This is a genomic window from Mesorhizobium sp. P170090 (assembly GCF_057786115.1).
On sequence record NZ_JBYNWH010000001.1, the window covers coordinates 4,657,319 to 4,676,090 of the forward strand.

The window sequence follows — 18,772 nt, forward strand, 5'->3', positions numbered from 1 at the left end:
GTGAACGTTTCGACGCCGCACCAATAGCAGGCCGACCGGACACCGAGGGGGAATTTAGTTTTGAAATCAGTAGGATCGCGTCTCGCGGGGAGAGAAGGTCGCACTATAGCGGCAGCGCTTTTCTCCGTGCTTCTGGCGTCCTGCACCTCCGCTGGCGACCCCACAATGTCCGCCGGCATGCCTGGCTACAACGCGACCGCTTCTGACATCGCCGCGGCTTCCGGCGCCAGCCCTGCGGCGCCGGGCGATTCGACCGTGCAGGTCACATCCACCGGGCCGCAGATGATGATGACGGCAGCGGGCGATGCGACACTGCCCGAGCAGGTCGCCTATGTGCCGGTGGCCAAGCCCGGCACCGGCTTCCCGGTCAATGTTCCCGCCGGCTCCGAAACCATTGTCGGCCAGACGCCGCAGTCGCTGCAGCAGTCAGCACAGACCGCGGCCGCAACGGACGCCGTGGCGCAGAAGATCGCCGCCGCCGATGCCGGCGTGATCGCACCGAAAGCGACGGCAGCGGCACCCGCGACCAACGAGGTCTACGTGACCGCCGCGCCCCAGCAGATCGACACGCCGAAGAAGGGCTTCCTGGCCTCACTGTTCAGCACCACGCCAACCTCGGCGGCACCTGCTCCGCTGGTCAACTCGCGCTCGGGCGAACAGCCTGCGGTTGCTGCCCAGAAGGCCGTCCCGGCAAAGCCGATCATCACGCTAGCGTCAGCCAATTCCGCCGACAAGCCCTTGCAGCTTGCCTCGCTTGGCAACGAGAGCAACCACATCACCGGCAGCGATGCCTTGCCCGGCGTGCGCCAGACGGCGCTGTTCGAGATCAAGCGCAAATCCGGCCTCGACGACGAAAGCGACGTCGACCTGAACGAGGACGAGGGTTCGGGCGGCGCCTATCAGGTGGCTTCCGCCGCCGGCCTCGCCCGGTTGGCGCCCAACGGCCTGTTGAAGCAAAACGAGAGCGTCGACGTCGCCTGCCTGAAGCCGTCGCTGGTGCGGGTGCTGAAGACCATCGAAGGCCATTACGGCCGCAAGATGATGGTCACATCAGGCTACCGCGACCCGGCCCGCAACCGCCGCGCCAACGGCGCCAAGAATTCGCTGCACATGTATTGCGCCGCCGCCGACATCCAGGTTCCCGGCGTCTCCAAATGGGAACTGGCGAGCTACATCCGAACCATGCCCGGCCGCGGCGGCGTCGGCACCTACTGCCATACCGAATCCGTTCACGTCGACGTCGGCCCCGAGCGCGACTGGAATTGGCGCTGCCGCCGGCGGGGGTAGCATCCCCATTCGGCAAACGGGCCGAGGGGCTGTTAGCAGCCCGCCGTTTTTTTCCGATTAGCTATCAGCGACGTTCGAGATTAGCCGAGGCACCCGCGACTTCGTCATCCTATGGCGAAGCAAGGCACGCAGCGACGCAGCGCAGACCATAGGATGACGACTGCGCGGCGCGTTCATCCAAAGATGTGCAACGACGCGAGGCCAGAAACCTGCGCTGGCTCACCAAACTGGCTTTTCTTGCCCCTCTTGAAAAAAGTTTCCGCATCTGGCGGCTGATGGGTTGCCGGTTGGCAACAACGCAATTATAAGCCGCTTCGTCTGAGCGCGCCCATCGTCTAGCGGTTAGGACACCGCCCTTTCACGGCGGTAACAGGGGTTCGATTCCCCTTGGGCGTACCAGATCTTTCAGGAAAACAGGAAGCCTCGCGGCAGCCGCCGAACTAGCAGCGGCTGGAAGGGTGGCGCGGCGAATCGGTTGAAACGGCGAACAGCGGCTGCAGTGCCGAGGTTTCCCTCGGCGCCTGCTCGCGGCAATCTCCGGCCACTCACCCTTGGTCGTGCGCTACCTGCGGCCAGCGCAGTAACGCCGCGTGGCCACCCTCGGTCAGCGCGTAGACGCCGCGCTCGGCCCTGGCGAACCAGCCATAGACATTGTCCAATAGGATGCTGGCCGCGCGCGGCGAAATCGCTTTCAGATCGCGCGGGCGTTTCGGCCCGTCGGTCATGGCTGCGGCGCAGGCCAGCGCATCTTGCCTGTAGGCGGTCATGATTGGCGCGCGCGAACCGCCGCCGACCACCGGATCGCCGCGCCGGCGCCGGTGTTCCTCCATCAGCCGCGAGCGCCGCTTTGGATCGCGACGCGGCGGCAGAGCGGCCGGGCTGAGCAGCAATTCGACCTCCCCCTTGCCGCTGACAGCCAGAAGCCCGAAGCCGAGCCGCCGGCACAGCGCGCGAAAACGGCGGTCGTGCTCGCGGCCTTTGCCACGCGCCGACATGCGCGCCGCCAGCCACACTTCGTCGCATGCCGCGGCGCGATCGACACCTTGCAGCACCAGTTCGAGGTTGAACTGCAATTTCAGTTCGCAGATGACCAGCACAGGCGGCTCGCCGTCGCGCACCGCCACGATATCGCAGTGGCCGACTTCGCCCTTGACCGTAAATTCCAGGCTCTCGAGAAACCGCTTCACCGGGATATAGAGAGACGTTTCCTGCATCGCGCAGGCATAGCCGATTCGGACCGGACCGGCACAGGGATCGCCGAGAGGCCGACGCCTTGCGCTAAACCGCGTCGATCCCACCATCTGCAAAAGCCATCCGTCAGGCAGGTTCTCCGGCGTGACGGTCCCGCCATAGCGCTCGACGATTTCCTTGGCAATGACCGACGTCGCCAGGGCCGAGCGCGACCAGTATTTCATCGCCTGTCTCGCGTTCAACAAGGCGCTCGCCGTGGCTGGGACGGCACAATCGACAGCGTAAGACCCGAGATCCGTCGACGCCAAGACCGGTCCACGGTTGGCCACACAATGATGAGCGCGTGTGTTTTGAGGCTAGGGGCGGGTGCGCGTCCGGCGCTGCCCTGGTGCGGCATCGTCCGCCTTGAAAAGCATCTCGTCCTGGACCGCGGCAAAAAACCGGCGGACATCGTTGGCCGCCGAAGCCGTATCGCAGCCGGCCGCGACCGCCTTGTCGAGGAGTTCGCGCGCCGTGGCCTTCCAGAACGACGTGGCCGTGTCGCCGTGCAGTCTGCCCAGCCTTGCGGCGACCTCGCGCACCAGCACGGTCTGCCGATCTAGCGGGAAGGTACGCACATTGGCTGAAGACATGTTCTGCACCATGAAACCGACGCAACGAATCAGACGCTGCTCTATGGCTCATGCCTAGCTGTGAAGTCGGAAACGGAACCTTAACGCCGCGGAGTCCGCGCCGATTGGAACGAGTCGGTTGGCCGGCCTCCAGGCCAAGCAGAACTCTAGACCCTCAGGCCCCTCGCCTCGCCGGCGCGCTTGGCCGTAACCATCATGTCCCTGGCCAGCAGGCCACTGACCCGGCAAAACGCCATGAAGGCGCGCCATGCGTCCTCAGTCCTGACCACATCCACCGTGGCCCCGAAACAGGCATTGAACGCCGCTTCATAGACCTTGCCCTGTCGCTTCTTTGGCCAGTCATGCAGGATATCCAGCGCCTGTTCGACGCTGTATATTTCCTCTACCGGCAGCCCGGGCGCGGGCGCGATGCGCACCGGCACCTCGAATTGCAATCTGTCCATTCTATATCTCCCGAACTGGCGTCGACCACAGCAACGCCGTTCGTCGTCAAAAGTTGCTTTGGCTGCTTTTGCGCGAAAATGTGTCGTCAGTGCGATCTCGGCATTCGGAGGAGATCGCGCACCTGGATGTCATCTGAGCGGCCGCGCAAGCCAGGAATATCGCCAGTATCAGTCCATTGCCGGCAGTTCTTCCTTGAACCTTGCGGCTTGCAGTGCCAAATCTGAGGAAATTTTCTAACGGGCTGATATGCGCCGCCCGCTTACAGGCAAACGGACACTATGGTCACCTATCTCGACGCCGCCACGGCACCCCTCAGGAATACCGGCCAGATCCGCCTCTACGGCGAAGAAGGATTTGCCGGCATGCGCAGGGCCTGCGATCTCACCGCGCGCTGCCTCGATGAACTGGTGCCGATGGTCCAGCCGGGTGTCACCACCGAGACCATCGACCGTTTCGTCTTCGAATTCGGCATGGACCAAGGCGCGCTACCGGCGACGCTCAACTACCGCGGCTACACCAAATCGTCCTGCACCTCGATCAACCACGTCGTTTGCCACGGCATTCCAGACAACAAGCCGTTGAAGGATGGCGACATCGTCAACATCGATGTCACCTACATCCTCGACGGCTGGCACGGCGATTCCTCGCGCATGTATCCCGTCGGCACAATCAAGCGCGCCGCCGAACGCCTGCTTGAAGTCACTCATGAGTGCCTGATGCGCGGAATCGCGGCGGTCCGGCCCGGCGCCCGCACCGGCGCCATCGGCGCCGCCATCCAGACCTATGCCGAGGCAGAGCGCTGCTCGGTGGTGCGCGATTTCTGCGGCCACGGCGTTGGCCAGCTGTTCCACGACGCACCCAACATCCTGCACTATGGCACCGCCTCGGAAGGCGTCGAGATGCGGCCGGGCATGATCTTCACCATCGAGCCCATGATCAATCTTGGCCGGCCGCATGTGAAAGTGCTGTCGGACGGCTGGACGGCGGTGACGCGCGACCGCTCGCTGTCGGCGCAGTACGAACACACGATCGGCGTCACCGAAACTGGCTGCGAGATTTTCACCCTGTCGCCAAACAAGCTCGACCGCCCCGGCCTGCCGCCGGTCAGCTGAAAACAAGATCGCCTCAAGCCGCAGCTTTGAGGCGCCGTCGCCGAAAAAACTCGACCGCGCGCTGCTTACCGCTCTAATCTGCCGTCGAAGCCTCGGGGAGTGTGGGGGATGGATGGGGAACAGCGGTGACGACGAACGGGGGTTCTTCTCCGAGCGGTGGCTTGAACCACCGGCGAAGGACAAGGCACCAAGAGACAAATCGGCGGAGAAGCCACACTATCACGGCCATCGCGACCGTTTGCGCGAGCGCTTCGTTGCCGGCGGCGCGGACGCCCTGCCCGACTACGAACTTCTCGAACTGCTGCTGTTTCGCCTGATCCCGCGCGTCGACACCAAGCCGATCGCCAAGGCGCTCTTGGCGCGCTTCGGCACTTTTGGCGAAGTGCTTGGCGCACCGGTGGCGCTGCTGCAGGAGGTGAAGGGCATCGGCCCCGCCGTGGCGGTCGACCTGAAGGTGATTGCCGCTGCCGCGCAGCGCATGGCGCGGACCGAGGTTCGCGACCGCGAGGTGCTGTCCAACTGGACGCAGCTTCTTGCGTACTGCCGCTCGGCGATGGCGTTCGAGAACCGCGAACAGTTCCGCATCTTGTTTCTCGACAAGAAGAACGTGCTGATCGCCGACGAGGTACAGCAGGTCGGCACCGTGGACCACACGCCGGTCTATCCGCGCGAAGTGATCAAGCGCGCGCTGGAACTATCGGCCAGCGCCGTCATCCTGGTGCATAACCACCCTTCCGGCGATCCGACACCATCGCGTGCGGACATCGAAATGACCAAGCAGATCATCGACAGCGCCAAGCCGCTCGGCATCGCCGTCCACGACCACATCATCATCGGCAAGAAAGGCAACGCCTCGATGAAGGGCCTGCTGCTGATCTGAGCCTGATGGGCGCCGGTGCCGTCATCCCAAACGCCACCGCTCGCGAGCCAATCAGCAACATTCCGGCTTGGCTCAAACGCCCACGCTTGCGGTGTAGAAGTGATATTGCGACGGAAGCGCCCGCTTCGGCGACAATGTCGTAGACTCGCGAATACGAAGCAGCCAGTTCCCGTCAGCCATTGCAGGAGATCTATTCAATGACGCTCGAATGCATAAATCCAAATGATCTGCCGATTCCGGAAATGTACTCCCAGGTCGTCGTTGCGACAGGAAGCAAGCTGGTGTTCGTCTCGGGCCAGCAGCCAGAAGACATACACGGCAAGCTCGTTGGCCATGGTGATTTCGCAGTCCAGGCGCGCCTGGCGTTCGGGAATCTCGGCCGAGCGCTTGCTGCCGCCGGCGCTCGGCCCGAGCAAGTCTGCAAGATCACGATCTACATCGTCGATTACAAACGCGACGAACACGTGCCGATCATCGAAGCGGCCCAGGTCGAGCTGTTCGGCGATCACAAGCCAGCAAACGTAGTGGTCGGGATAGCAGTGATGTCTCCCGGCTACCTGATAGAGATCGATGCGATCGCGGTCATCGACCCCTAGGCCAAGCGAGGACGCGTCAAGTCGCCCAAACCAATCCCGGAGCTCGCTGCGAGATTGCCACGACCTTGATCTCTCCATCCATCCACGATCACATCGTCATCGGCAGGAATTGCGATGTCTCGATGAAGAGCCTGCTGCTCACCTGATCAACGTCGGAAACAGGAAACACGCAATGCCCCAGCCCGGCGACGAACCATGGCCGTTCGACAAGCAACGCGCAGCCCTTCTGGTCATCGACATGCAAAGCGACTTTGTCGATGAGGGCGCCGTCATGGAAGTGGCCATGGCCCGCCATCGCATTCCGGCGATGCGGCAGGTGGTCGAGCTTTGCCGCGCGCAAGGCGTCCCGGTTATCTACACCCAGCATGTGCTCAGCGACCATTTCGATATCTCGCCGCTGGAAACCGGCTATCAGCCGAAGCTGAAAACCAAAGGAATGCGGGAAGGCAGCGCCGGCGCCGAAATCGTCGCCGCGCTTGCGCCCTTGCCTGGGGATGTCGTCATCAAGAAGCACCGCTACGATGCCTTCCACAACACGCAGATCGAGACGGTGTTGCGCAACATCCGTGGCGCAGGCCGGGTCGACACGGTGATCATCATCGGCACCGTGACCAGCATCTGCTGCGAATCCACCGCGCGGAGCGCCTTCATGCGCGACTACAAGGTGGCTTCTTCAGCGACGCCAATGGCGGACTGGACGAGCCATCGCACAATGCAACCCTCGACATCATAGGCAAGGTGTTCGGGCCCGTGATGACCGTCGCAGAGCTTCGGAGCTTGTTGCGGAGCTGAGCCCGCGCGTCAGCTGGCGTGTGTCTCAAGCTCCGGCGCCGAGCCTGCCCTCAAGAAGGTCGCGCCGCTGCTGCAATTCGCCGGAGACGAATTTGGTGAAGGCGTGGACGCGCGCCGTGCGGCGCAAATCGTCGTGCACCAGCACCCACAGCGCCGAGCCAATCTCCTCGATCAGCCCTCCGACCCTTACAAGCCCGGGCAGGCTGTCGCCGAGATAACAGGGCAGCGCCGCAACCCCGATTCCGGCGCCCGCCGCATGCGACATCGTCACCAGGGAATCGGCGCGTATGGCGATCTCGACATCGGGCAGCGACGACCGCATCCAGCGGGCGACGCCGGTGTTGGCCAGGCTGTCGTCGGGCGCGATCCAGCGCAGCGCACCCAGTCTCGGCTCCGGGGGTAGCGTTTCGGCATAGGAACGTGTCGCGTAGGCGGCGAAGGCGACGCCCGAAATGCGCCGGCCGACCAGGATTTCCTGCGGTTGCGACACCGGCCTGATCGCCACGTCTGCATCCCTTTGCGTCAGGTTGGCGATGGAATTCTGCGTCATCGCCTCGACCCGTATGCCGGGATGGAGCTTGTGAAACGCCGCCAGGATCGGCGGCAGCACCGATGCCATCAGCGTATCGGTGGTGGTGACCCGCAACCTGCCTTCGAACCTGAGATCCTGCCCCGACAGTTTGCGCGCCAGTTCATTGACCGTCTCGGCCATTGTGCGTGCCGCGCCCAGCAGTTCCTCGCCGCCCGCTGTGAGGGCATAGCCAGTCGGCAGCCGATCGAAAAGGCGGATACCCAGCCGCGCCTCGAAGGCGTTGACGCGCCGCAGCACAGTCGTGTGGTTCACGCCCAGGATCCGAGCCGCCGCCGCCAGCGAAGCGCCATCGGCGACGGCCAGCACCATGCGCAGATCTTCCCAGTCGATATCGCGTGAGCTGTGCATTCTTGCAGAAAGATAAAAGAAAGCGCTGCGCTCTGCGAGTCAAAATGACGCTTCGCTGTGCAAAAACGCAGAGCAAGCGGGCGGATCGGCATGTCGATCTGCGCATGCACGCACGCCATATGGAGTCCGACGACAAAAGGAAACAGTCGCGGAGAAGAGCCATGACGCCGATAGAACTCTACACCTGCCAGACACCCAACGGGCACAAGGCCTCGATCATGCTGGAAGAGGTCGGCCTGCCCTACTCGGTCCGCTTGGTCGACATCGAAAGGGGCGACCAGACCAAGCCTGATTTCCTGGCGCTCAATCCCAACAACAAGATCCCGGTGATCGTCGACCCGGACGCCGGCCGCACGGTCTTCGAATCCGGCGCCATCCTACACTACCTGGCGCGACGGTCGGGCAAGCTTCAGCCGGTGGGCGCGCAGGAGGCGGACGATACGCTGACCTGGACCTTGTTCCAGGCGGCCCATGTCGGCCCGACGCTTGGCCAATTGTGGAATTACAAAATCTTCGCGCCGGCAAAAATCCCTTACGTGATCGAGCGTTTTGAGCGCGAAACCGGACGTGTCTTCCGCGTTCTCGATAGCCGGCTCAAGCACCATGAGCACATTGCCGGCAAAAGCTACGGCATCGCCGATGTGATGACATGGCCATGGATCAACGCGGCCGTCACCAAGCTCGGCCTCAGCCTCGATGACACACCAAACCTGGCGCGCTGGTATGCGGCCATCGGCCGCCGCTCCGCAGTTGTCAGAGGGATCGCTGTTCCCGCCCTGCCGGAAGCGTCAGCGGCCGCTTAGATCATGATGAGATTTGGTTGAAATCTCATCATGACCTAACCCTTTGTTGGAGCATGATCTTTTCCAAAAACCGGCACCCACTTTTTGGGATCATGCCCTAGCCGCCGCACCCCGCATTCAAGGAATACGATCGTGGAAATCCTCTTCGTCCCTCTGGCGCTTGTCGCCGGTGGCCTGCTTGCGGTGCAAGCCGGCGCCAATGCCCAACTTTCAAAGGCGGTCGGCTCACCCTTTGCCGCGACCACGCTTCAGCTCGCGGTCGGCGCCATCGTGCTGTTGTCGATCATGGCCCTCACCGGAACGACACCGGCTCTGCTTGCCGTTCGGCAAGCCGAATGGTGGCATGCGATCGGCGGCATGGCTTCGGCCTTCTACGTCGTTTCGACCATTCTTGTGTTCCCTCGCCTTGGCGCCGTCGTGTCCGTCGGGCTCTTCATCGCCGGGCAGATGCTTGCATCCTTCGCCCTCGACACGTTCGGCTGGCTCGGGATCCCCGAAGCCGGACTGCGAGCAGGGGCTGCCTTTGGCATGCTGGTTGTGCTTGCCGGTGCTGCCCTCATCGTTCTGGGACAGAAGGGCGCGGCGGACAATCTGGCGCCCTCGAAACTCGGCTGGATCGGACTGGCGCTGCTGGCAGGCGCCGTGCTTCCGGTGCAAGGCGCTGTAAACGCCTTGCTTCGGCACGACCTTGGCGGCGCGCCGTTTGCGGTCGGCACCATCTCGTTCCTGGTGGCGATGATGGCCATGGCCGCGGTGCTTCTGATCGCGCTTGCCCTGACGAAGACGCCCCGCCCTCGCCGCGCCGGCCTGTCGTCGATGCCCTGGTGGGGCTGGCTCGGAGGTTTTGCCGGCGCCACCTATGTCACGACCGTGTTCACCGCCATCCCCGTCATCGGAGCGGCAGCTGCCGTCAGCCTGACGGTGGCCGGCCAGCAGGTCGCCGGCATCTTCGTCGACACCTTCGGCTGGTTCCGCCTGCCGCAGCGGCTTGTCTCCGGCATGCGGCTCGCCGGCGTCGTGCTGCTTTTGGCCGGCTGCATCACCATCAAGGCGCTTTGATCCCGCTGGAACAAGGCAAGCCGAATCAAACCAGCCCCTGCCCTCCCTGATTTGGGGGGTCAGGTGTCGCTCCGGCGTCACCAACGAAGCAAGGTCCGGCGCCGCAGAAGCAATTTTTCGCTCCTTCCACAACCGGCTCTAGAATTTCGATCGCAAATCACGCATGATGCACTTGGTATTTTCCCAGGACGGCTTCGCGTCCCCTGAAATACCGGGAGGAACGGGACATGCCCATAGTGGTTGTACTCGTTTTGATCGTCGTGGGCTCGGTGTTGTTCCACTTCCTGAGCCCATGGTGGTGGACTCCGATTGCCTCGAATTGGGACTATATCGACAACACCATCATCATCACCTTTTGGATCACCGGCGTCGTCTTCGCCGCGGTCGTCCTATTCATGGCCTATTGCGTCTTCCGCTTCCGTCACCGCGAAGGCAACCAGGCGGCCTACGAACCGGAGAACAAGCGGCTCGAATGGTGGCTGACGATCGTTACCGGAGTGGGTGTTACCGCCATGCTGGTTCCCGGCCTGTTTGTCTGGAGCCGGTTCGTCAACGTTCCAAGCGACGCAACCGTGGTCGAAGTCGTCGGCCAGCAATGGCAGTGGAGCTTCCGCTTGCCCGGCAAGGACGGCAAACTCGGCACATCCGACACCCGCGACGTCACCGCTGAAAATCCGCTGGGCGTGATCGCCAAGGATCCCAGCGGCCAGGACGACGTCGTGGTCGAAGCGGCCGACCTGCATCTGCCGGTCGGCAAGCCGGTCAAGATGCTGCTGCGCTCGATCGATGTGTTGCACGATTTCTACGTTCCGGAATTCCGCGCCAAGATGGACATGATACCGGGCTCGGTCACCTATTTCTGGTTCACCCCCACCAAGACCGGGACCTTCCAGGTTCTGTGCGCCGAACTGTGCGGCCAGGGGCACCCGATGATGCATGGCATCGTCATGGTCGATACCGAGCAGGACTATGTGGCCTGGCTCGACCAGCAGCAGACGTTCGCGCAGTTGTCGGCGCCGCAGCAGACGGGCTCGGTGGAACAGGCGCCGGGCAACGCGACGGCGTCAGCTCTAGAAGTTGCGGCAAAACTCGAAACTGTCGGGTCCCGCTGAAGGGCACGGAGGTGCTCCGCCTATGGTCGATATCACGCCTGCAGATGCCGTCCCGCCCGCCGAAGTCGCGGAAATGGAGCTTTACCATCCGCACAGCTGGTGGACGAAGTATGTCTTCTCGCAGGACGCCAAGGTCATCGCCATCCAGTATTCGGCGACCGCAACGGCCATCGGCCTGGTCGCGCTGGTGCTGTCCTGGCTGATGCGGCTGCAGCTCGGCTTCCCCGGCACGTTCGATTTCATCACCCCCGAGGCCTACTACCAGTTCATCACCATGCACGGCATGATCATGGTGATCTACCTGCTCACGGCACTCTTCCTCGGCGGCTTCGGCAACTACCTGATCCCGCTGATGGTCGGCGCCCGCGACATGGTCTTTCCCTATGTCAACATGCTGAGCTACTGGATCTACCTCCTTGCCGTGCTGGTGCTGGTGTCGAGCTTCTTTGCGCCCGGCGGACCGACCGGCGCCGGCTGGACGCTCTATCCGCCGCAAGCCATCATGACCGGCACACCTGGCGGCCAGGAATGGGGCATCATCCTGATGCTCGTCTCGCTGATCCTGTTCATCATCGGCTTCACCATGGGCGGTCTGAACTATGTCGTGACGGTGCTGCAGGCCCGCACGCGCGGCATGACGATGATGCGCCTGCCGCTGACCGTCTGGGGCATCTTCACCGCCACCGTCATGGCGCTGCTCGCCTTTCCGGCGCTGTTCGTCGCCTGCGTGATGATGCTGCTTGACCGCGCGCTTGGAACCTCCTTCTTCATGCCCGCGGTTGTCGAGATGGGGGAACAACTACAGCACAATGGCGGCAGCCCGATCCTGTTCCAGCATCTGTTCTGGTTCTTCGGCCACCCGGAAGTCTACATCGTGGCGCTGCCGGCCTTCGGCATCGTCTCCGATCTGATCAGCACGCATGCGCGCAAGAACATTTTTGGCTACCGGATGATGGTCTGGGCCATCGTTGGCATCGGCGCGCTGAGCTTCGTGGTCTGGGCGCACCACATGTATGTCAGCGGCATGCACCCCTATTTCGGCTTCTTCTTCGCCACCACGACATTGATCATTGCCATCCCGACAGCGATCAAGGTCTACAATTGGGTGCTGACGCTGTGGCGGGGCGACATCCACCTCACCATACCGATGCTGTTTGCCATGGCTTTCATCGTCACCTTCGTCAATGGCGGGTTGACCGGGCTGTTTCTCGGCAACGTCGTCGTCGACGTCCCGCTGTCGGACACGATGTTCGTCGTCGCTCACTTCCATATGGTCATGGGTGTTGCTCCGATCGTCGTCATCTTCGGCGCGATCTACCACTGGTACCCGAAGGTCACCGGCCGGATGCTGAACGAGACGCTCGGCCGGTTCCATTTCTGGGTCACTTTCCTCGGCGCCTACCTGATCTTCTTTCCCATGCATTACATCGGCCTGATGGGCGTGCCGCGGCGCTATGCCGAACTGACCGACGTGACGGTCATGACGGAGTCGGCGCATCACCTCAACTCGTTCATCAGCATCATGGCGTTCATCGTCGGCTTCGCCCAGATCGTGTTCCTGTTCAATCTTATCTGGAGCATCCGCCATGGGCGCGAGGCCGGTGGCAATCCATGGCGAGCCACGACACTCGAATGGCAAACACCGCAGACGCCACCGGCGCATGGCAATTTCGGCAAGGATCTGCCGATCGTCTATCGATGGGCCTATGACTACAGCGTGCCGGGCGCGAAGGAGGACTTCATTCCGCAAAACATGCCGGGCACGTTCGGCCCCTCCAGGGAGCCGGCATGAGCGTCATCCTGGTCTTCCTGCTCGTGATCGCCGGTTTTGCCGGCTGGTGGCTCTCGCATCAGCGGCTGATGGCGAAACCATGGCTCGAGCAAGGTGTGGCAGGAGATTTTGTCGCCTTCGACCGATCGAGCCTGCCGACCGCCAAGATTGGCCTCGGTGTCTTCCTCGCCGTGGTCGGCTGCCTGTTTGCGCTGTTCACCAGCGCCTACTTCATGCGTATGGCGCTGTCGGACTGGCAGCCGCTGCCCATCCCACGCCTGCTCTGGCTCAACACCGGCATGCTGGTGCTGAGCAGCGTTGCGCTGCAATGCGCCTCGATCGCGGCGCGCAAGCGCCAGATGGACACGGTCAGGCTCGGCCTTGCTGCGGCTGGGCTCACCGCGATCGCCTTCCTCATCGGGCAGCTCATGGCATGGCGGGACCTGACCGCCGATGGCTATTTTCTGGCCTCCAATCCGGCCAACAGTTTTTTCTACCTGATAACCGGGATGCACGGCCTGCATATAGTGGGAGGGCTGGTGGGCCTGGGCAGGACAACCGCCGGCGCCTGGAACGGGGCACGGCCGGAACGGCTTCGCCTCAGCGTCGAATTATGCGCCATGTACTGGCATTTCCTGCTTTTCGTCTGGCTCGCCATCTTCGCTCTTTTAGCCGGCTGGGCCGCGACGTTCATCGATATTTGCCGGCAGTTGCTGACCTAGGAGGTCGAGGAGCATGGCAGAAACGACACTGACGCATACCGGCCAAACGGAGACGCGGCCCGCAGGCTGGCAAGGCATCGCCGCCGATTGGTCCTCGGATCAGCGCGCGTTCAAGAACGTGTCCTGGGGCAAGGCCATGATGTGGATCTTCCTGCTCAGCGACACCTTCATCTTCGGCTGCTTCCTGCTCTCCTACATGACCGCGCGCGTCTCCACACGTGTGCCGTGGCCCAATCCGAGCGAGGTCTTTGCGCTTCGCATCGGCGGTTCGGACATTCCACTGATCCTGATTGCCATCATGACCTTCGTGCTGATATCGAGCAGCGGAACGATGGCCATGGCGGTCAATTTTGGCTATCGCCGCGACCGCCGCAAAACCGCAATCCTCATGCTTCTGACGGCAGCGCTAGGAGCCACCTTCGTCGGCATGCAAGCCTTCGAATGGACCAAGTTGATCACCGAAGGGGTACGGCCGTGGGGCAATCCCTGGGGCGCGGCACAATTCGGCTCGACTTTCTTCATGATCACCGGCTTCCACGGCACGCATGTGACGATCGGGGTGATCTTCCTCATCATCGTGGCGCGAAAGGTCTGGCGTGGAGACTACGACGTCGGTCGTCCCGGCTTCTTCACCAGCCGCAGGGGTCGCTACGAGAACGTCGAAATCATGGGGCTCTACTGGCATTTCGTCGACCTGGTCTGGGTGTTCATTTTCGCATTCTTCTATCTTTGGTGAGAGGCTGACATGGCTGAAGCAACCGCAAACGGCCTCGGGCAACACGCGCTGCACTCTGATCATGCGCATGAAGGGCCATCGACCGGCGTCGCGGAGGTTCATCAGGAACATCCGATCAAGCTCTATCTGGTGGTCTGGGCATGGCTGTTCATCCTCAGCGCCTGCTCCTACATGGTCGATTATCTCGGCATCCACGGCTATCTCAGATGGTCTCTGATCCTGATCTTCATGATCCTCAAGGCCGGGCTGATCGTCGCCGTGTTCATGCACATGGCCTGGGAGCGGCTGGCGCTGACCTATGCGATCATCCTGCCGCCGCTTCTGATATTGGTGTTCGTGGCGATGATGCTCTTCGAAGCGGACTACACGCTTCTCACCCGGTTGTCCTTCTTCGGACCGGGGCCCTGACGCACAGTCTTCATCTCCGGTCAAAGACCGGAGATGAAGCTTCCCATCAGCTGATCTGCGGGGTCAGAGGCCGACCCGCGTCGGGGACGATGGCGGCTCCACAACCTTGCGGTAGACATGCCAGGTGGCGTGACCCAGGATCGGCAGCACGACCGCCAGCCCGGCAAACACCGGCAGCGAGCCTATGATCAGGGCGACGGCGACAATCAGTCCCCAGACAGCCATGGGGATCGGGTTCGCCAGCACCGCTCGCACCGATGTGTGGATGGCTTCGTAGGCGCCGACGTCGCGGTCGAGCAGCAATGGGAAGGCGACAACCGTCGTGCACAACACCACCGCGGCGAAGACGAAGCCGATGGCGTGCCCCAGGACAATCAGAGACCAGCCGCGTCCGGTGGCAAATATTTCATTGATGAAGCCCGAAATCGATACAGGCGGAGCCGGGCCGAAGAGATATTCGTAGAACACCTGCGCCGCCAAAAGCCAGGCGATGAAGATTGCAACCAGCATGATCCCGACTGCGGCGATGGCTGGCAGGGCCGGAGAATTCCTGACCTCGAAAGCGTGCGTCCAGGAGGTGTCGAGCCCGGCTTCTCGTCTGCGGCTGATCTCATAGAGGCCGATCGCCGCGAATGGACCTATCAGCGCAAAGCCGGACACCAGCGGAAACAACATCGGCAACGCATTGGCGCCCGAAGTCCAGGCAGCGAGCACCACGCCGACAAGCGGATAGATCAGGCAGAGAAAGACGATGTGCGACGGTTTGACCATAAAATCGTCAACACCGCGCTTGAGCGCATCGAATAGATCGGAAACGCTGATTTTTCGGATTTTGGTGTGTTCCAGCGTTTCGCTGGCGCCTGCAATCACGTGAAAACTTGTCATGCCCGTTCCTCCAGACCAGGTCCGGCAAGGTCGCGGTTTCACGGTGCTGCCGTTCTGCATGACTGGCCACGCGAACCGCGACCTGCACCGCAATCAATATACTCCATTGACTGGAGCTTGTCGCCCGTTCTTACAAAAGGCTCCCGGAAGGCGAGGTTTCCGAACACAGCGTCATGCCGTCACCCTCCGGCTGACATGAACGCGCGTATCGCGATGGTATCGGCAAGCAGCACGGCAAAGATCGCGAAAAGATAGAAGATCGAATAGGCAAACAGCGCCTTGGCCGGCTTCATCTCCTTGTCGAGGACGACCAGGGCGTTCCAGGCATGCCAGATGAAACCCGAGCCCAATGCAGCCGAAGCAATCCCATAGACCCCGCTCGTGAATCCGAACGCCCAGGGCAGCACGCCGATTGGTGCCAGGAGCAGTGAATAGGCGAAGATCTGCCTTCTGGTCGAGGCCTGGCCGGCCACGTTCGGCATCATCGGGATGCCGGCAGCGGCATAGTCGCCGGCCTTGAACAGTGCGAGCGCCCAGAAATGCGGCGGCGTCCACAGGAAAATGATCAGGAACAGGATCAGGCTTTCAATGCCGATGGCGCCGGTGGCCGCTGCCCAGCCGATCATCGGAGGAAGCGCACCCGCCGCGCCGCCGATGACGATGTTCTGCGGCGTCGAGCGCTTCAGCCACATCGTATAGATGACGACGTAGAAAAAGATGGTGAAGGCCAGCAGTGACGCGGCAAGCCAGCCCACCAGCACGCCGAGCGTCATGACCGAAAGTGCGGAAAGCACCAGGCCGAAGCCGAGGGCTTCGCCCGCCGTGACGCGGCCCGACGGAACCGGCCGCTTTGACGTGCGCGACATCAGCGCGTCGATGTCGGCGTCGTACCACATGTTGAGCGCGCCGGCCGCTCCCGCTCCAACCGCAATCGCACCTATGGCGATCACGGCGATGACCGGGTTCATCGCGCCGGGCGCCACCATCAGACCGACGAAGGCGGTAAAGACGGCAAGGGCCATGACCCGAGGCTTCAAGAGCGCAAAGAAATCACTGGCCGTCGCTTCCGAGAGGCGGACGCCGGTATCCTTAAGGCTTTCCTTGACCGACATTTGAGACGACCATCGATGGAAACCGGGCAGCCTAGAGCAATTCCAGAAAGAGCGTATGCGGTTTTCCGTCCGGAATTGCGTAAGAACAAAGAGATCGAGCGGATCGCCGTTTCCGTGAGACGGTGAAACGCTCTGGCCGGCCGACGAGCCAGGTTACGGGGAAAATTGCTTCAGATAGGCGATGACGTTGGCGACGTCCTCGTCCTTCTTGAGACCGGGAAACGCCATCTTCGTCCCTTTGACCATTGCCTTGGGGTCGTGAAGATACGTCGTCAGTGTCGGTTCATCCCATTTGACGCCGGATGTGCCGGCCGCGATCATGGCTTCGGAATATTTGAAATCCGGATGCGTGCCGGCCGTCCGGCCGATAACGCCATGCAACGAAGGGCCTATCTTGTTGGTATCTTGGTCTGCGACGTGGCAGACCTTGCATTTGGTGAAGACCTTCTCGCCCGCCGCGGCGTCCTGTGCCCGCGATGGATTGGCGATGAAAGTTGCAACGGAAACGACGGCGAAAAACGCAACCAAGCGCATGGCATTCCTCCCTGATCGTCAAATTTGCCTGAGACGGTCTGCACATGCCGGTAGCACCAGCATGCGCCCTGCACGGCAGAATAGATTCTCCGCTCCTCCCCAGATGGAATTGCGGCACTTGTGTACCACAGAATCTGGCCGGTAGGTAGAACAGGTCGACCGTACAAAGGTTCAGGTGGGCTGCGGTGGCTCAAGGCACATCCGCCACAACGAAAAAGGCCGCCTCGAGGGCGGCCTTTTCTGATCTTGTCGTCAGGCGCTTATTCGGCGTCCTTGGCGGCCTTCTTCTTCGGGGCTGCCTTCTTCTTCGGCTCTTCCGCGTCGTCGGCCTTTTCAGCCTTGTCGGCCTTCTTGGCAGCGGCCTTCTTCGCCGGCTTGGCCTTGGCGGCATCGCCCTCTTCGTCGTCAGCCATCAGCTCTTCCTTGCTGACCTTGACGTCGGTGACAGAGATCTGGCTGAGCAGATGGTCGACGACCTTCTCCTCGAACATCGGCGCGCGCAGCGTGTTCAGGGCTTCCGGATTGCTGCGATAGAACTCGAAGGCTTCCTGCTGCTGGTTGGCCGGGTAGCGGCGCACCTGCTCGAACAGGCCGCGCTGCAGTTCCTCGTCGGAAACGGTGACGCCGGCCTTCTCGCCGATCTCGGCCAAAACCAGGCCGAGACGCACGCGGCGCTCGGCAAGCCGCAGATATTCGGCGCGTGCCTCTTCTTCCGTCGTCTCCTCGTCGGCGAAGGTACGGCCGGCGGCTTCGAGATCGCGGTTGACCTGGGTCCAGATGTTGTTGAACTCGGCATCGACGAGCTTCGACGGCGCCTCGAACGAATAGGCCGCGTCAAGCTGGTCGAGCAGCTGGCGCTTGACCTTCTGGCGGGTCATCGAACCGAACTGGTTCTCGATCTGGCCGCGCACCACGTCGCGCAGGCGCTCCAGCGATTCCAAGCCGAGGTTCTTGGCCATTTCGTCGTTGATTTCCAGCGCGCCGGGCTTGGACACTTCCTTGACGGTGACGTCGAAGGTGGCTTCCTTGCCGGCCAGATGCGCTGCCTGGTAGTTTTCCGGGAAAGTGACGGTGACCTGCTTCTCGTCGCCGGCCTTGGCGCCGATCAGTTGGTCCTCGAAGCCCGGAATGAATTCCTTGGACCCCAGAACCAGCGGCTGGTCGGTGCCGGCGCCGCCGGAAAAGGCCTCGCCGTCGATCTTGCCGACATAGTCGATCGAAACGCGATCGCCTTCGGCGGCCTTGCCGGTCTTCGGCTCGAAGCTTCGCGCCGATTCGGCAACGCGCTGGACCTGCTCGTCGATCTCGCTGTCCGGCACTTCGAATACCTGGCGCGTCACCTTGATGTCGGAGAAATCCTTGATCTCGATCGCCGGGATGACCTCGTAGTTGAGGCGGAATTCGAAGTCGGCGCCGCCGGCCAGGATCTTCTCGGCCTCTTTCTCGTCTTCCGTCATGATCACTTCAGGCTGCATGGCGGCCTTTTCGCCGCGCCCCGTGATGATCGAACGGGTCGAATCGTTGAGGATTTCGTTGACCACTTCGGCCATGAACGACTTGCCGTAGACCTTGCGCAAATGCTGCACAGGCACCTTGCCGGGACGGAAGCCGTTGATGCGGACCTTGTTCCTGGCGTCGGACAGCCGCGCCATCAGCTTGGCTTCCATATCACCGGCCGGCACGGTGATCTTGATCTCGCGCTTGAGACCGGAGTTGAGCGTTTCGGTGACCTGCATCGTAAAACCTTTATCTTCAC

Annotated in this window: 20 protein-coding genes and 1 tRNA gene; 13 read left to right on the forward strand and 8 right to left on the reverse strand. The window is 62.2% G+C overall.

What is annotated here, in order from left to right; all coding sequences use genetic code 11:
* Positions 1–165 precede the first annotated feature (165 nt).
* Together AC3EML_RS22640 and AC3EML_RS22645 are read left to right on the forward strand one after the other, a co-directional pair.
* Positions 166–1,287 (forward strand): D-Ala-D-Ala carboxypeptidase family metallohydrolase, encoded by a 1,122-nt coding sequence (locus AC3EML_RS22640; protein WP_352520482.1) that lies wholly within the window; start codon positions 166–168, stop codon positions 1,285–1,287.
* Between the two features lie 324 nt (positions 1,288–1,611).
* Positions 1,612–1,686 (forward strand) — tRNA-Glu (locus tag AC3EML_RS22645).
* Between the two features lie 146 nt (positions 1,687–1,832).
* Here AC3EML_RS22645 and AC3EML_RS22650 read toward each other — a convergent pair.
* The 3 genes from AC3EML_RS22650 to AC3EML_RS22660 form a co-directional block, all read right to left on the reverse strand.
* Positions 1,833–2,501: a DUF2161 domain-containing phosphodiesterase gene (locus AC3EML_RS22650; protein WP_352520564.1), complete on the reverse strand. Its 669-nt coding sequence runs from the start codon at positions 2,499–2,501 to the stop codon at positions 1,833–1,835.
* 333 nt (positions 2,502–2,834) lie between these two features.
* Positions 2,835–3,110 carry a DUF6074 family protein gene (locus tag AC3EML_RS22655; RefSeq protein WP_352520483.1) on the reverse strand — a complete coding sequence of 92 codons (276 nt, stop codon included), beginning with the start codon at positions 3,108–3,110 and terminating at the stop codon, positions 2,835–2,837.
* A 146-nt stretch (positions 3,111–3,256) separates the two neighbouring features.
* On the reverse strand, positions 3,257–3,553 hold the full coding sequence (locus tag AC3EML_RS22660; RefSeq protein WP_023688240.1) for a DUF982 domain-containing protein: 297 nt from the start codon (positions 3,551–3,553) through the stop codon (positions 3,257–3,259).
* A gap of 279 nt (positions 3,554–3,832) precedes the next feature.
* On the opposite strand from AC3EML_RS22660, the gene map reads away from it, so the two are divergent.
* The 4 genes from map (at position 3,833) to AC3EML_RS22680 (ending at position 6,875) form a co-directional block, all read left to right on the forward strand.
* The gene (map, locus tag AC3EML_RS22665) at positions 3,833–4,666 is read left to right on the forward strand and encodes a type I methionyl aminopeptidase (protein WP_352520484.1); all 834 of its coding nucleotides are present in this window, start codon (positions 3,833–3,835) and stop codon (positions 4,664–4,666) included.
* Positions 4,667–4,778: 112 nt separating this feature from the next.
* A complete protein-coding gene (gene radC / locus AC3EML_RS22670; RefSeq protein ID WP_023753348.1) occupies positions 4,779–5,546 on the forward strand; it encodes a RadC family protein in 768 nt (255 codons plus the stop codon).
* Positions 5,547–5,743: 197 nt separating this feature from the next.
* On the forward strand, positions 5,744–6,142 hold the full coding sequence (locus AC3EML_RS22675; protein WP_023667656.1) for a RidA family protein: 399 nt from the start codon (positions 5,744–5,746) through the stop codon (positions 6,140–6,142).
* Positions 6,143–6,314: 172 nt separating this feature from the next.
* A complete protein-coding gene (locus tag AC3EML_RS22680; protein ID WP_352520485.1) occupies positions 6,315–6,875 on the forward strand; it encodes an isochorismatase family protein in 561 nt (186 codons plus the stop codon).
* A gap of 84 nt (positions 6,876–6,959) precedes the next feature.
* Here the strand turns inward: AC3EML_RS22680 and AC3EML_RS22685 are convergent, their stop codons facing one another.
* A complete protein-coding gene (locus AC3EML_RS22685) occupies positions 6,960–7,874 on the reverse strand; it encodes a LysR family transcriptional regulator (RefSeq protein ID WP_023701662.1) in 915 nt (304 codons plus the stop codon).
* Positions 7,875–8,035: 161 nt separating this feature from the next.
* On the opposite strand from AC3EML_RS22685, the gene AC3EML_RS22690 reads away from it, so the two are divergent.
* The 7 genes from AC3EML_RS22690 to AC3EML_RS22720 all read left to right on the forward strand — a co-directional run bounded on the left by AC3EML_RS22690 (position 8,036) and on the right by AC3EML_RS22720 (position 14,485).
* Positions 8,036–8,677 carry a glutathione S-transferase family protein gene (locus AC3EML_RS22690; RefSeq protein WP_352520486.1) on the forward strand — a complete coding sequence of 214 codons (642 nt, stop codon included), beginning with the start codon at positions 8,036–8,038 and terminating at the stop codon, positions 8,675–8,677.
* Between the two features lie 132 nt (positions 8,678–8,809).
* Positions 8,810–9,736: a DMT family transporter gene (locus AC3EML_RS22695; RefSeq protein ID WP_352520487.1), complete on the forward strand. Its 927-nt coding sequence runs from the start codon at positions 8,810–8,812 to the stop codon at positions 9,734–9,736.
* 227 nt (positions 9,737–9,963) lie between these two features.
* The gene (locus tag AC3EML_RS22700) at positions 9,964–10,848 is read left to right on the forward strand and encodes a cytochrome c oxidase subunit II (protein ID WP_023667661.1); all 885 of its coding nucleotides are present in this window, start codon (positions 9,964–9,966) and stop codon (positions 10,846–10,848) included.
* Between the two features lie 22 nt (positions 10,849–10,870).
* Entirely contained in the window at positions 10,871–12,640 is a 1,770-nt protein-coding gene (gene ctaD, locus AC3EML_RS22705; protein ID WP_023681631.1) for a cytochrome c oxidase subunit I, read from the forward strand.
* Positions 12,637–13,341 (forward strand): cytochrome c oxidase subunit 3, encoded by a 705-nt coding sequence (locus AC3EML_RS22710; RefSeq protein WP_023688233.1) that lies wholly within the window; start codon positions 12,637–12,639, stop codon positions 13,339–13,341. The genes ctaD and AC3EML_RS22710 overlap by 4 nt, the downstream gene beginning before the upstream one ends.
* 13 nt (positions 13,342–13,354) lie before the next feature.
* Entirely contained in the window at positions 13,355–14,077 is a 723-nt protein-coding gene (locus tag AC3EML_RS22715; RefSeq protein ID WP_023667664.1) for a heme-copper oxidase subunit III family protein, read from the forward strand.
* A gap of 9 nt (positions 14,078–14,086) precedes the next feature.
* Entirely contained in the window at positions 14,087–14,485 is a 399-nt protein-coding gene (locus AC3EML_RS22720) for a cytochrome C oxidase subunit IV family protein (protein WP_023667665.1), read from the forward strand.
* Between the two features lie 63 nt (positions 14,486–14,548).
* Here the strand turns inward: AC3EML_RS22720 and AC3EML_RS22725 are convergent, their stop codons facing one another.
* The 4 genes from AC3EML_RS22725 to tig all read right to left on the reverse strand — a co-directional run bounded on the left by AC3EML_RS22725 (position 14,549) and on the right by tig (position 18,752).
* Positions 14,549–15,370 (reverse strand): DUF2189 domain-containing protein, encoded by an 822-nt coding sequence (locus AC3EML_RS22725; protein WP_023667666.1) that lies wholly within the window; start codon positions 15,368–15,370, stop codon positions 14,549–14,551.
* Positions 15,371–15,549: 179 nt separating this feature from the next.
* Positions 15,550–16,482: a heme o synthase gene (locus tag AC3EML_RS22730; protein WP_352520488.1), complete on the reverse strand. Its 933-nt coding sequence runs from the start codon at positions 16,480–16,482 to the stop codon at positions 15,550–15,552.
* Between the two features lie 153 nt (positions 16,483–16,635).
* Positions 16,636–17,016, reverse strand: a complete 381-nt coding sequence (locus AC3EML_RS22735) for a c-type cytochrome (protein WP_023667668.1) — start codon at positions 17,014–17,016, stop codon at positions 16,636–16,638.
* Between the two features lie 260 nt (positions 17,017–17,276).
* Entirely contained in the window at positions 17,277–18,752 is a 1,476-nt protein-coding gene (gene tig / locus AC3EML_RS22740; RefSeq protein ID WP_023825709.1) for a trigger factor, read from the reverse strand.
* Positions 18,753–18,772: the final 20 nt, after the last annotated feature.